The sequence below is a fragment of the Micromonospora sp. NPDC049559 genome (assembly GCF_040676675.1).
In the GTDB taxonomy this organism is placed as follows: domain Bacteria; phylum Actinomycetota; class Actinomycetes; order Mycobacteriales; family Micromonosporaceae; genus JBFAPK01.
Genome location: NZ_JBFAPK010000035.1, coordinates 57719 through 71814, shown reverse-complemented (window position 1 = coordinate 71814; position 14096 = coordinate 57719). Strand labels below are relative to the sequence as shown.

The window sequence follows — 14096 nt, the reverse complement described above, 5'->3', positions numbered from 1 at the left end:
CGCTGCGCGCCGGCGACATGACCGGCTACCCCCGTGCCAGCAGCGGCCGGACCAGGTCCGGCCGCGGATGGATCCGTACGGTGTGCCGGGCCAGGTCCCCGGGCCCCGGCATCCGGCTGCCCGGCAGGCTGACCGCGGCGGCGCCCCAGGCGAGCCCCTCGGCCAGCGCCCCGGCGCCGGTCGCCCCGGCGGCGAGGAAACCGGCCAGCAGCGCGTCGCCGGCGCCGACGGTGCTGCGCGGGCGCGCCACCGGTGACTCGCCGGTGAGCACCCCGTCGGCGTCGACCAGTACCGCCCCGTCCGCGCCGAGACTGGCCAGCACCGCCCGCGCGCCCCAGCCGCGCAGCCGCTCGGCGGCCTCGACCACGTCGCCGAGCGAGCGCAGCCGGCTCCCGACCGCCTCGGCCAGCTCCTGCCGGTTCGGCTTGACCAGCGCGGCTCCCGCGTCGGCGGCGGCCCGCAGCGCCGGGCCGCTGGTGTCGACGGCGAGCCGGACCCCGGTGGCGGCCAGCCGGGCGCAGAGCCGCGCGAAGTCCGGTACCGGCAGGCCGGGCGGGACGCTGCCGCAGATCACCACCCAGTCGGCGGCGCCGGCCGCGGCCAGTACGGCCTCGGTGACCGCGCCGAACTCGGCGACCGTCAGCGTCGGGCCGGATTCGTTGATCTTCGTGACGGTGCCGTCCGGTTCGGCCAGGGTGATGTTCGACCGGGTCCGGCCGGTGATCGGTACGGTGACCAGGTCCACCCCCTCGTCCTGGAGCAGGCGGACCAGCTGGTCCCCCTCCGCGCCGCCGCAGGGGAGCACGGCCCGGGACGGCACCCCGTTGGCGAGCAGGGCGCGGGAGACGTTGACGCCCTTGCCGCCCGGGTCGACGTGCGCGTCCGTGGCCCGGATGACCTCGCCCCGGGCGAGCGAGTCGATCTCCATGGCCCGGTCCACGCTGGGGTTGAGGGTGACCGTGAGGATCATGCCCGCACCAGCCGTACGCCCGCGGTCTCCACCTCGGCGGCCAGCTCCTCGTCGAGCCCGTTGTCGGTGATCATGAGGTCGAGGTCGGCGAGGGTGCCGAACCGGGCCAGGTAGTCGTTGCCGATCTTGGTGTGGTCGGCGAGCAGCACCACCCGTCGGGCCGCGGCGATCATGGCCCGCTTCACCGCCGCCTCCGCGGGGTCCGGCGTGGTCATCCCGCGCTCGACCGAGCAGCCGTTGGTGCCCATGAAGGCCACGTCCACGTACATCTCGGCGAGCGGGCGCAGCGCCCAGTCGTCCACCGTCGCGAGGGTCTTGCCGCGCAGCCGCCCGCCGAGCAGCAACACCGTCAGGTTGGGCCGCGGGCCGAGCGTGGCGGCGAGGACGGGGGAGTTGACCACCACGGTGAGTTCACGGTCGGCGGGGAGCAGCTGCGCCAGCCGGGCGGTGGTGGTCCCCGCGTCCAGGATGACGGCGCCGTCCTCCGGCACCTCGGCCAGTGCCGCCTTGGCGATCCGTTCCTTCTCGCTGATCAGTACGGCGTCCCGGGTGGCGAGCGCCGGCTCGAAGCCGATCCGCTCCACCGGGATCGCGCCGCCGTGCACCCGGCGGAGCACCCCGGCGCGCTCCAGTACGGTCAGGTCACGCCGGATCGTCTCGGCCGTGACGCCCATCCCCTCGGCCAGGGTCATCACGTCCACGCGCCCCTGGCTCCGGGCGAGACGCAGGATCTCCTGCTGGCGTTCCTCGGCGTACATGTGATTCCTTGCCCGCTCGATTTGGCTTTGGTTTTGTTTACGCCCGAGTCTGTGGCAAGTCAACATGTCGCCGTAACTTTTTCGTCATCGGTCCGAGTCCACGGCATCGACGACGGGCGCCGAGCCGGCCCTGAAAACCGCACCTGAGCTGCGGAGACGGCGCGCGAGACGGCCCGGCGACCCGAACACGTCCACCTGCGAGTATCCGGGCGTGATGTCCGATTGTGTGGTTGATCGTCGGCGCGGGTGGACCCCGCCCGCGATCGAGCGCCGTCGGGGTTGGTGGATCGCCACGACCGAGGGCCGTCGGGCCGGCGGGGTGGGTGGACCGCCCGCCGCCCCGGGCCGTCAGGCCGACGGGCAGTGCTCCAGCTGATTGGGATCCGGCCGGAACCGCGCGGCATCAGCCTGGGGGCCGAAGTGGGCCTTGAAGGATTCCTCCCAGCGGTCGCTGAGAATGAACTCCCGCAGCGCCCGCGCCAGTTCCCGGCAGTCGGCGGCGTGCCCGGGTGACAGCGCGATGCCGTAGCGCAACGACGAGCCGAACTCGATGTCGCCGATCACCTTCAGGTCCTTCGGCCTGGCCTTGACGATCGAGCGAAGCGAGAGTTCGTCCGCGGCTACCGCCTCGACCTGGCCGGCAAGCAGCGATTCGACGCACGCCGCCAGGCTCTTTATCTCCACCCGGACCTGACCTGACTGGGCGTCGGCGGCGGTTGTCGTCCCCATTGGCGCGCAGACCCGCTTGCCGTCCAGATCGGCGGCCGCGTCGATGCGACCATCGTCGGCCCTGGTCATGACACCGTCATGCGATATCAGGTAGGGCCCGACAAGATCGACGAGTCGACGGCGCTCCTCGGTGATCACGACCCCGGCTCCCAGGTGCGCCATTCCCGATTGCAGCATCGCGAGCTTGTCAAAGGGGGCCGACGGGACGTAGACCGGCCGGACTTTGGCGTCGGCCGCCAGGAAGTCGACCAGCTCGATATCGAACCCGGCGAAGGTGCCGTCCTTGAAGGCCGCGAATCCCGGAGTGTCGCTGACCACCACCTGCACGGCGGGGCCACGGAGTACGGACGGCAGCTGGTCGTTGGCCCTCATCTGCCGGCTGACCAGGTTGTACAGCGACCCGCCCGAAAGTCCCGCGAGGACACCGATCACCACGGCCAGCGCGGTGACGTAGATCAGCCTGCCGAAACGCTGCGGCAGCGCCCTCACTGGACTCCTCCGTCATTGGTCGCCGCCGGCTCACCGGCGACGAGCATTCCCTGCACCAGCACCGCCAGGGCCGCCGCCCGCTGGTCGTCGGTCAGGTTCCCGGTCGCCAGCAGGCGCTCCGCGGCGAGATAGCGCGACGTGTGCTGAGGATGGTCGAAATAGGAGCGGAGGCGGCTCGCGGCGCCGTCCTGGGCGTGCACGAACGTCCGTCCTATGTATCCCGCCAGAGCCGCCGACGCGGCACCCAGGGCGCCGGCCACGATGCTCGCGGTGGAGCTGGGGGCGCTGAAGGCGATCACCGCGAAGACGAGCAGCAGCACGAACCCGCCGAACATCGCCGCCTGGGCGGTGTAGAACGACATCTTGCTCTGCCTGGTGGCGATCGAGTGGTACTCGTCGAGCTGGACGAGGGTCAGCTCCTCCAGCGCCCGACGCTCCTGCTCCCGCGCGTTCTCCGGGGCGTGCCGGGCAAGGGTGGCCAGATACTTGTTCATCGCCACCCGGGTACGGGCGCGAGCCTGGCGCTCCCAGGCCGCGGACCCCTGCCCGGAAAGGTCGATCGCGGAGACCAGCCATCGGGTGAGGGCCGCGGCCAGCCCGCCGACGAAGGCGGCGAGCAGGACGGTGATCACGCTGAGATCCCCGACGACGGCCTGGAACGTGACGAGACCGGCCACGCCGGCAACGATCATGCCAAAGACGGCACCGGCGAGCGGAGTCTGCGCAGGTTCCGTCGCGGTCTCGGTCACCGGATCGTTCACGCCAGAGTACCTGCCACGTCAGCCTTGATCGATGCCGCTCATGGTAACGGAGTGGGCAACGGCGCGAACGGCGACCGCCTCGTCGAGGCGGTCCGCGCCCCGGTCACTGGATCGCCCCGTCGGGGAGCACCGCGTGTACCCCCCAGACGTCGTTCGCGACCTGCGTGACCCGCAGGTCCACGGTGGGGCTCGCCAGCGCCAGCGCCTCGGCGCGGCCGATGCCGTACCGCGACTGCAGCCAGTCCAGCATCGCGCCCAGCGCGTCGGCCATCGCGTCGTTGAGGTCGGCCGCGAAGCCGAAGGTGATCCGGCCGCCGGGGGTCACCGCGTGCACGCCGCGCACCGGCGCGTCGGTGACCAGGTCGAGGACGACCTCGGTGGTCATCGCGCACTCGACGGCGGTACCGGAGACCTCGCCGTCGCCCTGCGCGGCGTGCCCGTCGCCGAGGAAGAGCAGCGCGTCCGGCACGTTGACCGGCAGGTACAGCGTCGAGCCGGCGACCAGGTCGCGGCAGTCGATGTTGCCCCCGCTCGACGGGCGCGGCGGGATCGTCGAGTGCTCGCCCGGCTCGGCCGGCGCCACCCCGATCACGCCGAGGAACGGCGCCAGCCGCACCGTCCGGCCGTGCTGGTCCGTACCGGTGCCCTTCTCCGGGTCCAGCTCCCAGAGCAGCCAGGACGGCGGCCCGTCGAGTACCCCGAGCCGGCGGTTGAGGGGGATGTCCCGCGCCCCGGCCACCGTCCAGCCCCAGTCGTCGGGGCGCAGGTCGACCAGGCGTACCGCCAGCATCGTCCCGGGCCGCGCACCGCGTACCGCGATCGGCCCGGCCAGGCAGTGCCCGCGCGACGGGCTGATCAGCCGCGGCTTCGTCTCGCCCGGTACCCGCTGCCGTTCCAGGTGGCCCGACGCGTCGAGCGACCGGACGACGACCGTGTCGCCGGGATCGACGGTCAGCACCGGCGGCAGGTCGCGGGAGAAGACGTCGGTCACGCCGCCGGGGGCGGGGTCGAGCCGGTGCCGGGCCATGCGCGGGTCCTTCCGGACGGGGGTCGGATCTCGGCTCTCTCCTTACCATCCCGACCACCCCCGCCACCATCCCCGGCCGCCACCGTCCCTGACCGCCGCCACCATCCCGGTCGCCGGCTCGCCGGCCGGACTCAGTTCCCCACGCCGAGGCTGGACATGAGCGCGGACGGGTACCGGTCGCCGCGCGCCGAGCCCTTCGGCACCGCCCTCTCGATCTCGGCGAGGTCGTCCGGGGCGAGGTCCAGCTCCAGCGCGGGCAGCGCCTCGGCCAGCCGCTCCCGGGTACGGGCGCCGACCAGCGGCACGATCTCCTCGCCCTGCGCGGCCACCCAGGCGATGGCCAGCTGCGCGACGGTGCACCCCTTGGCCCCGGCGACCCGCCGCAGCGCCTCCACCAGGGCGAGGTTGTGCTCCACGTTCCCGCTGGAGAACCGGGGGCTGAGCGCACGGAAGTCGCCGGGGCCGGCGACGTGGCCGGCGCTCCAGCGCCCGGAGATGAGTCCCCGGCCGAGGATCCCGTACGCGGTCAGGCCGATGCCCAGCTCCCGCAGCGTCGGCAGGACGTCCGTCTCCACCGCGCGGGAGAGCAGCGAGTACTCGATCTGCACGTCGGCGATCGGGTGCACGGCGTGCGCCCGGCGGATCGTGGCGGCGTCGACCTCCGAGAGACCGATGTACCGCACGTGTCCCGCCTCGACCATCTCCTTGATCGCGCCGACCGTCTCCTCGATCGGCACCGCCGAGTCCAGCCGGGCCGGACGGTAGATGTCGACGTGGTCGGTACCGAGCCGGGTCAGCGAGTAGGCCAGGAAGTTGCGTACCGCCTCGGGGCGGCTGTCCTGCCCGCCCAGCTCCCGGCCGGGCCCCCGCAGCTGGCCGAACTTGACGCTGAGCAGGTAGCTGTCCCGGTCCCGGCCGCGCAGGGCCTCGGCGAGCAGCAACTCGTTGTGGCCCATGGCGTAGAAGTCGCCGGTGTCGATCAGCGTGACGCCGGCCGCCAGCGCGGCGTGCACCGTGGCGATGCTCTCCGCGCGGTCGGGTGTCCCGTAGGCGCCCCCCGACATGCCCATCGCGCCCAGCCCCGCCGCCGAAACGGTCGGGCCGGCGCTGCCCAGGGTTCGTGTCCGCATCGTGTTCTCCCAAGTCGTCGATGTCGTCCGCCACCCACCCTGCGCCCGGAGCGGGTCACCCGGGAACGGAGCGTTCATCGTGGGAGCGCCGCTCCCTGGCTGGGCGGGCCGGCCGCGAGCGAGCATGGGGGCATGCAGCGTGACCAGCTCGCCGACTTCCTGCGCCGCCGCCGAGAGGCGATCCGTCCGGCCGAGGTCGGCATCGCCGACGGCCCCCGCCGCCGCACCGCCGGGCTGCGGCGGGAGGAGGTGGCGATGCTCGCGGGCATGTCGGTGGACTACGTCGTACGCCTGGAGCAGGGCCGCAGCAGCCAGCCCTCGACGCAGCTGCTCGGCGCGCTGGCCCGGGCGTTGCGCCTCTCCGACGACGAGCGCGACCACCTGTTCCACCTGGCCGGTCACCGGCCTCCGCCCGCCGACGGGGTGGCCGGCCTGGCCCGCGCCGGCCTGCTGCGCCTGCTCGACCTGCTCGGCGACGTTCCCGCCCTGGTCATCTCCGACCTCGGCGAGGTCCTCGCGCAGAACCGGGCGGCCGTCCTGCTGGGTGGCGACCTCAGGGGGTTCTCCGGCGACCGGCGCTACCTCGCGTACCGCTGGTTCACCGACCCCGACGCCCAGGCCCGCCACCTGCCGGAGGAGCGCGAGCACCAGGCCCGCCAGATCGTCGCCGACCTGCGCGCCACCGCCGGCCGCCGCTCCGGCGACCCCGCCGTCACCGGGCTGGTCGAGCGGTTGCGGGCCGCGAGCGCCGAGTTCCGCCGGCTCTGGGCCGAGCACGAGGTGGCGGTCCGGCGGGCCGACCGCAAGACCTTCGTGCATCCGGTGGTGGGTCGCGTGGCCATGGACTGCGAGACCCTGGTCACCCCCGACCAGGGGCAGCAACTGCTGGTGCTCACCCCGGCGGACGCCGAGGCCCGCGAGCGGCTGGAGCTACTGCGGGTGCTCGGCGTCGAGGAGTTTCCCGCCGACACGCCCGTACGGTGAGCCGGCCGGCCGCCCCGCGTCCGGCTCCGTCCCCGCGCCCGGCTCGGCCGCCGGTCCACCCGGCTCCGCCGCCGGCCGCGGGATCTGCTGCGGCGGCGGAGCCGCCGTCGGGGCGGTCCGGCGGCGCAGCAGCAGGGCCGTCAGCGCCCCGGCGACCAGCCCCCAGAACGCCGAGCCGATGCCGAGGATCGTGGTGCCGGAGGCGGTCACCACGAAGGTGACCACGGCCGCCTCGCGCCCGGCCGGGTCCTCCACCGCGCTCGCCAGCGCCGAGCCGAGCGCCGGCAGCAGGGCCAGGCCGGCGACGGCGATCACCAGTACCGGCGGGGAGAGCAGCACCAGCGCGGTGGCCAAACCGGCGCCCAGGCCCAGGGCGAGCTGACCGGCGCCGAGCGCCACGGTGGCCACCCAGCGCCGGCGCGGGTCGGGATGGGTCTCCGGGCCGGCGGTCAGCGCGGCGGTGATCGCGGCGAGGTTCAGCGCGTGCCCGCCGAACGGCGCCGCCACCGCGCTGGCCAGGCCGGTCGCGACCAGCACGGTACGCAGCGGCGGGGTGTAGCCGTAGGTGCTCATCACCGCCATGCCGGGCACGTTCTGCGCGGCCATGGTGACGAGGAAGAGCGGCACCGCGATGCTGACCAGGGCGGTCGCGTCGAAGACCGGCAGCGTGAGGTCGACCGTCGGCCGCAGCGAGCCGGCCGACAGCGGCGCGTCGAGCCCGTGCACCGCGATGCCCACGATCGCGGCGAGCAGCGCGCCCGGTACGGCCCACCGGCGCGCGTAGCGCGTCAGCACCGCCCAGGTCAGTACGACGGGGACGGCCAGCAGCGGCACGTCGACGATCGCCCGGACCGGCGCGGTGCAGAGGCTGAGCAGCACCCCGCCGAGCATCGCCCCGGCGATCGGGCGGGGGATCGCGGCGATGGCCCGGGCCAGCCAGGGCGAGAGCCCGGCCAGCACGAAGAGCGCCGCGCAGACCAGGAACGCCCCGACGGCGGCGGGGAACCCGCCGGGTACCGGCCCGGTCGCGACCAGCAGCGCGGCGCCGGGGGTGGACCAGGCGATGCTGATCGGCATCCGGTGCCGCAGCCCGAGGCCGATGGCGAGGGCCGCGATGCCCAGGCAGAGCGCGAGCAGGCCGGAGGCGGCCTGGGTCGGGGTCGCCCCCACGGCTCGCAGACCGGCGAGGACCACCGTGAACGAACTCGCGTAGCCGACCACGGCGCTCACCACGCCCGCCAGGATCGGTTGCGCCAGGTCCCCTCGCCGCGCCACGGGTCCTCCCTCCCGGCCGGCCCGCATCCTCACGACCGGACCGCACCATCGTTCCGTTTACGGAACGGCCGGAGCCGGGTGTCACCATAACGGCGTGGACGCGCCAAGGACAAGCCCGGCCGAGCCGACCGTGGGGGAGCGCCTGCGCCGGCTCCGGCAGGAGCGGGGGCTCTCGCTTTCGGCCCTCGCCCGCAGCGCCGGCATCGGCAAGGCGACGCTCTCCGGTCTGGAGCACGACACCCGCAACCCGACCCTGGAGACGCTGTACGCGATCGCGGGCGCGCTCGGCGTACCGCTCACCGCGCTGCTGCTGGAGCCGGGCGCGCCGCCGCACGCCGCGGCGGACGTACGCGGGTCGGCGGTGAGCGCCACGCTGCTGGAGGTCTTCCACGAGCCGGGCGTGACCTTCGAGCTGCTGCTCATGCGGGTACGCCCCGGCGCCGTGCAGACCTCGCCGGCGCACGCGCCCGGCGTCACCGAACACGTCACGGTCTTCCGCGGCGTGCTCCGGGTCGGTCCCGTCGGGCAGCCGGCGACCGTCGGACCCGGCCAGCACCACTCCTGGCGCGCCGACGTACCGCACAGCTACGCCGCGGTCGGCGACGAGGAGGTCGTCTCCAGCCTGCTGATCCGCTCGCCCCGACCCGCCGCGTGACGCCCGCCGACGCCGACGGGGTCGACCCGGAGGCGGCCGGGCGGCGGGATGCGGGGGCGGCCGGACGGCGGCGGGGTCGACCCGGGGGCGGCCGGGCGGTGGCGGGACGCGGGGTGCGGGTTACCGGAGGCCGAGCGCCCCGGCGGGGCAGAGGTCGACCGCCCGGCGCACCCCGTCGGCCAGTTCCGGCGGCACCTCGGCGCGGCGCAGCAGCACGAGCCCGTCGGCGTCGTCCTGGTCGAAGACCTCGGGCGCGGCCAGCACGCAGTTCCCGGAGCCGCAGCACCGCTCCCGGTCGACCCGGACCCGCACCGCGCGCTCCCCGCTCACCAGGTCACCGGCAGCTCGGCGAGGCCGTAGACCACCGAGTGCTCCCGGGCGGGGACCCGGTCGCCCGGGACCGCCAGCCGCAGCCCGGGGAGGCGGCGGGCCAGTTCGACGAGGGCCACCCGCAGCTCGGCGCGGGCGAGCGGCTGGCCGATGCACTGGTGCACGCCGAAGCCGAAGGCGAGGTGCTGGTGCGCCTCCCGGTACGGGTCGAAGTCGTCCGGGTCGACGAAGGCGGCATGGTCGCGGTTGGCCAGCGGCAGCAGGGCGATCACACCGTCGCCGGCGCGCAGCGTCCGACCGGCGAGTTCGAGGTCCGTGACGACCAGGCGCGGCAGGCCGGTACGCACGATGGTGAGGTAGCGCAGCAGCTCCTCGACCAGGCCGGGGGCCAGCTCCGGCTCGGCGCGCAGCCGGTCCAGGTGACCGGGGTGTCGCAGGAGCAGCAGGGTGCTCAGCGCGATCATGTTGGCGGTGGTCTCGTGGCCGGCGACGAGCAGCAGCAGGCCGATCCCGACCAGCTCGTTCGCCACGAGTTCGCCGGTCGCCACCCGCTCGCGGATCAGGCGGCTGAGCAGGTCGTCGTGGCGCTCCGCCGAGCCCCGCTTGCGGTCGATCAGCGTACGCAGGTAGTCGCGCAGTTCGTCGGCGGCGGCGAGGACCTCCTGGGCGGGGATGGTCTGGTCCAGCAGGCGGCGGCTGCGGGCCTGGAAGAAGGCGTGGTCCTCGTACGGCACGCCGAGCAGGTGACAGATCACCATGGACGGTACGGGCAGCGCGAACGACGTCACCAGGTCGGCCGGCGGTCCGGCGGCGAGCATCGCGTCCAGCGCCTCGTCGACGGTCCGCTGGATCATCGGCTCCAGCCTCCGGATGCTCTTGATCATGAATTCGGCGGTCAGCATCCGGCGCAGCCGGGCGTGCTCCTCGCCGTCCATCCGGATGAACAGGCCCTGCCGGTCCGCCTCGGAACGGGGCGGCGGCAGCGGCCGCAGCAGCGGGAAGCCGGGCCGGGACGCGTCGGCGCTGAGGCCGGGGTGGCGGAGCAGTTGCCGGATCTCGGCGTGCCCGGTCACCAGCCACGCCGGCTGGCCGTTGGGCAGCCGCACCCGGGTCACCGGTGCCGTCAACCGCCGCCGGTCGGCCCGCTCCATCGGCAGGAACGGGTCCCGCGGCGGGGTGAGGAAGGGGGCCGCCGGAAGCTCCTCGAAGGCGGTACCGGTCATCTGGAGCCTCCCGAATGGTCACGTTCCGTGCGCGAACACCTCCACACGGTACCCGGCGCCCGAGGGTCCAACAAGGATCGTCATCGATGGCCACCGGCCGCCGCGCGCGTATGATGCGCGAGGCGGCGGGCCAGCCAGAGCCGGTGCCCGAAGAGCGCCGCGTACCCCGCCAGCACGGCCCCGAGCAGCGCGGTCGCGGTACCGCCGGTGCCGGCCAGCGCCGCGTCGAGGACCACCCCGGCCATGGCCGCGCAGACGACGAGCGAGACGTGGTTGGAGGCCCAGAACACCACCGGTGTCATCAGCTCGGGACGGACGTCGCGCATCGCCCCCGCCCGCAGGCGGCGGACCAGCCAGGCCGAGAGCGGCGCGGTGGCGGCCATCAGCGCCCAGGCCAGCCAGGGCAGCCAGCCCAGCACGGCGAACGCGGTGAGCATCAGGTACGCCACGACCTGCGCGGCCGTGACGATCCCGATAGCGGCGCGGTAGCCGAGCAGCACCGGCAGGGTCCGCTTGCCGACCGAGGCGTCGGAGACCCGGTCGCCGAGGTTCATCACCATCATCCGGGCCGCCTGCAGCAGCGCGGTCGGTGCCAGCACGGCGAGCAGCAGCGGCGGGACGGTACCGGCCTGCAGCAGGGCGGCGAGCGCCGGCCAGAGTCCGTTGAGGATCGCCGCCACGGTCAACTCGCCCAGGCCGCGGTAGTTCAGCCGCAGCGGCGGCGCCGTGTAGAACCAGGCGAGCGCCACGGTCAGTACGCCGATCAGCCGCGCCTGCGCGGTCGGCATCACGGCGATCAGCACGGCCGTGCCGGTCCAGAGCACGAAGGCGGTGCCGAGCGAGACGACCGGGGCGACCAGCCCGTCCACCAGTGCCCTGCTGCCGCCGGTCCAGGGGGTGTGGTAGACGTTGGCCCGGTCGGCGTCGAGGTCGAAGTACTCGTTGCAGTAGTGCGTCATGACGTGCACGACCCAGGCGAAGAGCTGCGCGACCGCGTACCAGCCGAGGTGCAGTGGGTGTCCCTCGTGTACCGCGACCGCCACGCCGAGGCCGACCGGTAGCACGTTGTAGAGCAGGAACCTGAGCCGGGCCAGCCGGATGAAGCCCCGGAACCGGGCCCGGCCGGTCGGCGTCGCCGGCGCCTCCGCAGTCGTCGTCATCGCGGCCCGCTCCCGTCGTCGTCCGACCCGTGGCGGCGCCCGGGCGTCCCGCCGCCGCCGCGATCGGCCGCGGATGGCCGGCGGGCGGGCCCCGGTACGCTCCGTAGGGCAACCGGTCAGAAACTGTAATCGCGGTCGGGGGCGCGGCCCAGGTCTGTGCCAACCATTGCCATGTCGGCAATCCGATCGGTATCCGCCGAACCCCGGCGGCGCGGCGCCGGCCAGAGCAGCGGTACCAGCGCCAGCGCCTGGCCCGCCGCGACGACGGCGAGCAGCCCGCGCGGGCTCAGCTGCGCGGCGAGCAGCCCGGTCGCGGCGGCGCCGAGGGCGTACGCGCCGGTCTTGATGCTCGCGGCGGTCGCCACGAGTTGGGCGTACCGGTGCGGCGGGGTCTGCTCCTGGCGGACGGCGAGGGTGGCGGCGAGCACCGGACCGCCGGCGATCCCGGCGAGCGCCGCCAGTGGGACGGACACCGCCAGCGTCGGCGCGGCGGCGACCGCGGCGAAGCCGAGACCCGCCCCGGCCAGCGCGCCGGCCAGCACCCTCGTCGCCCGGTACCGCCGCAGCAGCCGCTCGGAGGCGAGCGCCCCGACCAGCGCGCCCCCGCTCAGCGCGGTGAGCAGCCAGCCGCCGCGCGCGGCGGGCTCGCCGAGCGCGACGGCGAGCAGCGGCACGGCGACGGGGAGCAGACCCTGGGCCGCGTAGCCGACGGTGGTGGCGATGGTGGTCCGGCGCAGCCGCGGGCGGTGCCAGAGCAGCCGCAGCCCGTCCGCGAGCGCCCGGACCAGGGGTTCCCCGGCACCCGGCCGCGCCGCTGCGCCGCCAGGCCGCGCCGCTGCGCCGCCAGGCCGGGCCGCTGGACCGCCGGGCCGGGCAGTCGGCGCGGGCGGTGCCGGTTCCGGGCCGGCCGCCGGGGTGCTCGCCGGGGCGGGCAGCGGCGCGACCAGTACCAGCGCCGCGCCGACCGCCGCGAGCCCGGCGGCGCCGGCGAGGGCCGGCCCGGCGCCGAGGCTGGCGGCCAGCGCCGCGACGCACGCGGGACCGCCGAGCCCGGCGACGTTGTACGAGGCCGCGTCGGCGGCGTTGGCGCGGGGCATCCCGGCGGGCGGCACGACGCGCGGCAGCACGCTGCTGAAACCGCCGGTCAGCACGGGCGCGGTGAGCCCCGCGAGCAGTCCCAGGCCCACCAGCGCGGGCCCGGGTGCCCGCCCGGCGAGCAGCAGGATCCCCGCGAGCGCGCCGGCCAGCGCCACCTGGTTCGCGAGGAAGAGCGCCCGGGTGGAGCGGAGCCGGTCGAGCAGCGCGCCGAGCAGCGGACCGGTCAGCAGGGTCGGCAGCGCGAAGGCCGACACGACCAGCCCGGCGAGCCGCGCGTCGCCGGTCCGCTCCATGACGACCAGCACCACGGCCACCCCGGCGGCCTCGTCGACCAGCCGCGACACCGTGGCGGTGAGGACCAGTCGCAGTCCCCGGTGCCCCAGCCGGCCGGTCGCTGTTACGGTTTGCACGGCTGATACCGTAACAGCATGGGTGCGGACACGCGATTCGGCTCGACCCGCTGGGCCCGCCTGGCGGTGGCCCTGGTGAACACGGAACCCTCGCCGCGCCACGGCGACCTGCTCACCGAGCCCGCCCGGCTGCGCGAACTGCTGCTCGCCCACGACGAGCCGGAGCCGGTCGTGGTGACCGACGTCGACCTGGCCGAGGCCCGGGCGGCGCGCACCGAACTCGCCGCGGTCTTCACCGCCGCCGGCGACGAGCGGCGGATCGCCGAGCTGCTCAACGCGCTGCTGGCCCGTACCGCCCGGCCCCGGCTGGTCGGCCACGACGGCGTACCGCTGCACCTGCACGTGGACGCGCCCGACTCGACCTGGGGCGGCTGGCTGGCCGCCTCCGGCGGCATGGCGCTCGCCCTGGCCGTCGCCGAGCACGGCGTCGACGTGCTGGCCCGCTGCGCCGCCCCGGACTGCCGCCACGCGCTGCTGCGCCAGGGGCCGGGCCGGACCCGCCGCTACTGCACCGCCACCTGCGCCGCCCGCGTACGGGTCGCCGCCCACCGCGCCCAGGTCCGCGACGCCGCCGCGGCGCAGCTTGACGAACGCGGCTGAACGAACGCGGCTGGCCGCCCCGTCGGCGCTGGCTGCCGCCGCATCCGCCACCCTGGCAACACCGTCCACGAGTTGCGGCGTTGGCCTGCGGACCGGTCGTCGGGCGGCCGATGCTGGGCATGCCCCGGCCCGGTCCGGTCGGCACACGACCGGGGAAGCTCCGGCGACAGGGGAGCGGACAGGAGGGCGGCGGGATGGCGACGTACGGGTACCGGTGTCCCCGCGACGGCGACTTCGACCTGCGGTTTCCCATCGGGGAGGCCGCACCGGCCGCGCGCTGTCCGGTCTGCCGCGGGGAGGCGGTCCGGGTGATCTCCGCGCCTCGGCTGGCCGCCATGTCGCGGCGACTGGTCGGGGCGATCGACCGGGCCGCACGGACCGCCGAGACGCCCGAGGTGGTGACCCGGATCCCGGACCGGCGCGGCGCGCGGTCCCGGGCGGCGGCGCACCCCGGGTACCCCCGCCTGCCCCGACCCTGACCGGCCGGGCACCCGCCC

15 protein-coding genes are annotated in these 14096 nt (G+C 75.2%); 4 read left to right on the top strand and 11 right to left on the bottom strand.

Features of this window, described 5'->3' with window-relative positions:
• Window positions 1-25: 25 nt before the first annotated feature.
• The 6 genes from pfkB to AB0J86_RS29865 all read right to left on the bottom strand — a co-directional run bounded on the left by pfkB (window position 26) and on the right by AB0J86_RS29865 (window position 5864).
• Complete coding sequence (pfkB, locus tag AB0J86_RS29890) at window positions 26-970, bottom strand: 1-phosphofructokinase (protein WP_363860982.1); 945 nt, start codon at window positions 968-970, stop codon at window positions 26-28.
• Entirely contained in the window at window positions 967-1728 is a 762-nt protein-coding gene (locus tag AB0J86_RS29885) for a DeoR/GlpR family DNA-binding transcription regulator (protein WP_363860981.1), read from the bottom strand. The genes pfkB and AB0J86_RS29885 overlap by 4 nt, the downstream gene beginning before the upstream one ends.
• 348 nt (window positions 1729-2076) lie before the next feature.
• Window positions 2077-2946, bottom strand: a complete 870-nt coding sequence (locus AB0J86_RS29880; protein ID WP_363860980.1) for a transporter substrate-binding domain-containing protein — start codon at window positions 2944-2946, stop codon at window positions 2077-2079.
• Window positions 2943-3638, bottom strand: coding sequence for a hypothetical protein (locus AB0J86_RS29875; protein WP_363860979.1), 696 nt, complete (start codon window positions 3636-3638; stop codon window positions 2943-2945). Before AB0J86_RS29875 ends, AB0J86_RS29880 begins: the two co-directional genes overlap by 4 nt.
• 172 nt (window positions 3639-3810) lie before the next feature.
• Window positions 3811-4734, bottom strand: a complete 924-nt coding sequence (locus tag AB0J86_RS29870) for an acetamidase/formamidase family protein (protein WP_363860978.1) — start codon at window positions 4732-4734, stop codon at window positions 3811-3813.
• 131 nt (window positions 4735-4865) lie between these two features.
• Window positions 4866-5864 (bottom strand): aldo/keto reductase, encoded by a 999-nt coding sequence (locus AB0J86_RS29865; protein ID WP_363860977.1) that lies wholly within the window; start codon window positions 5862-5864, stop codon window positions 4866-4868.
• A gap of 132 nt (window positions 5865-5996) precedes the next feature.
• On the opposite strand from AB0J86_RS29865, the gene AB0J86_RS29860 reads away from it, so the two are divergent.
• Window positions 5997-6848 carry a helix-turn-helix transcriptional regulator gene (locus tag AB0J86_RS29860; RefSeq protein ID WP_363860976.1) on the top strand — a complete coding sequence of 284 codons (852 nt, stop codon included), beginning with the start codon at window positions 5997-5999 and terminating at the stop codon, window positions 6846-6848.
• Here the strand turns inward: AB0J86_RS29860 and AB0J86_RS29855 are convergent.
• Window positions 6795-8123, bottom strand: coding sequence for a benzoate/H(+) symporter BenE family transporter (locus AB0J86_RS29855; RefSeq protein WP_363860975.1), 1329 nt, complete (start codon window positions 8121-8123; stop codon window positions 6795-6797). The genes AB0J86_RS29860 and AB0J86_RS29855 overlap by 54 nt on opposite strands.
• A gap of 94 nt (window positions 8124-8217) precedes the next feature.
• Between AB0J86_RS29855 and AB0J86_RS29850 the strand changes: the two genes are divergently transcribed.
• Window positions 8218-8778: an XRE family transcriptional regulator gene (locus tag AB0J86_RS29850; protein ID WP_363860974.1), complete on the top strand. Its 561-nt coding sequence runs from the start codon at window positions 8218-8220 to the stop codon at window positions 8776-8778.
• Between the two features lie 120 nt (window positions 8779-8898).
• On the opposite strand, the gene AB0J86_RS29845 is transcribed toward AB0J86_RS29850, so the two are convergent.
• The 4 genes from AB0J86_RS29845 to AB0J86_RS29830 all read right to left on the bottom strand — a co-directional run bounded on the left by AB0J86_RS29845 (window position 8899) and on the right by AB0J86_RS29830 (window position 12999).
• Entirely contained in the window at window positions 8899-9090 is a 192-nt protein-coding gene (locus AB0J86_RS29845) for a ferredoxin (RefSeq protein WP_363861009.1), read from the bottom strand.
• Window positions 9091-9104: 14 nt separating this feature from the next.
• Window positions 9105-10331, bottom strand: a complete 1227-nt coding sequence (locus tag AB0J86_RS29840) for a cytochrome P450 (RefSeq protein ID WP_363860973.1) — start codon at window positions 10329-10331, stop codon at window positions 9105-9107.
• 80 nt (window positions 10332-10411) lie between these two features.
• A complete protein-coding gene (locus tag AB0J86_RS29835; protein ID WP_363860972.1) occupies window positions 10412-11491 on the bottom strand; it encodes a prenyltransferase in 1080 nt (359 codons plus the stop codon).
• A gap of 116 nt (window positions 11492-11607) precedes the next feature.
• Window positions 11608-12999: an MFS transporter gene (locus AB0J86_RS29830; RefSeq protein ID WP_363860971.1), complete on the bottom strand. Its 1392-nt coding sequence runs from the start codon at window positions 12997-12999 to the stop codon at window positions 11608-11610.
• Window positions 13000-13017: 18 nt separating this feature from the next.
• Here AB0J86_RS29830 and AB0J86_RS29825 point away from each other — a divergent pair, with 18 nt between their 5' ends.
• Together AB0J86_RS29825 and AB0J86_RS29820 are read left to right on the top strand one after the other, a co-directional pair.
• Entirely contained in the window at window positions 13018-13599 is a 582-nt protein-coding gene (locus AB0J86_RS29825) for a CGNR zinc finger domain-containing protein (RefSeq protein ID WP_363860970.1), read from the top strand.
• Between the two features lie 194 nt (window positions 13600-13793).
• Complete coding sequence (locus AB0J86_RS29820; RefSeq protein WP_363860969.1) at window positions 13794-14078, top strand: FmdB family zinc ribbon protein; 285 nt, start codon at window positions 13794-13796, stop codon at window positions 14076-14078.
• Window positions 14079-14096 lie beyond the last annotated feature (18 nt).

Bases quoted from the DNA above. Each gene is read 5' to 3' on its own strand.
- pfkB (WP_363860982.1), bottom strand. From the start codon at position 970: ATGATCCTCACGGTCACCCTCAACCCCAGCGTGGACCGGGCCATGGAG.
- AB0J86_RS29835 (WP_363860972.1), bottom strand. From the start codon at position 11,491: ATGACGACGACTGCGGAGGCGCCGGCGACGCCGACCGGCCGGGCCCGG.
- AB0J86_RS29825 (WP_363860970.1), top strand. From the start codon at position 13,018: ATGGGTGCGGACACGCGATTCGGCTCGACCCGCTGGGCCCGCCTGGCG.
- AB0J86_RS29870 (WP_363860978.1), bottom strand. From the start codon at position 4,734: ATGGCCCGGCACCGGCTCGACCCCGCCCCCGGCGGCGTGACCGACGTC.
- AB0J86_RS29875 (WP_363860979.1), bottom strand. From the start codon at position 3,638: ATGATCGTTGCCGGCGTGGCCGGTCTCGTCACGTTCCAGGCCGTCGTC.
- AB0J86_RS29820 (WP_363860969.1), top strand. From the start codon at position 13,794: ATGGCGACGTACGGGTACCGGTGTCCCCGCGACGGCGACTTCGACCTG.
- AB0J86_RS29885 (WP_363860981.1), bottom strand. From the start codon at position 1,728: ATGTACGCCGAGGAACGCCAGCAGGAGATCCTGCGTCTCGCCCGGAGC.
- AB0J86_RS29860 (WP_363860976.1), top strand. From the start codon at position 5,997: ATGCAGCGTGACCAGCTCGCCGACTTCCTGCGCCGCCGCCGAGAGGCG.
- AB0J86_RS29840 (WP_363860973.1), bottom strand. From the start codon at position 10,331: ATGACCGGTACCGCCTTCGAGGAGCTTCCGGCGGCCCCCTTCCTCACC.
- AB0J86_RS29865 (WP_363860977.1), bottom strand. From the start codon at position 5,864: ATGCGGACACGAACCCTGGGCAGCGCCGGCCCGACCGTTTCGGCGGCG.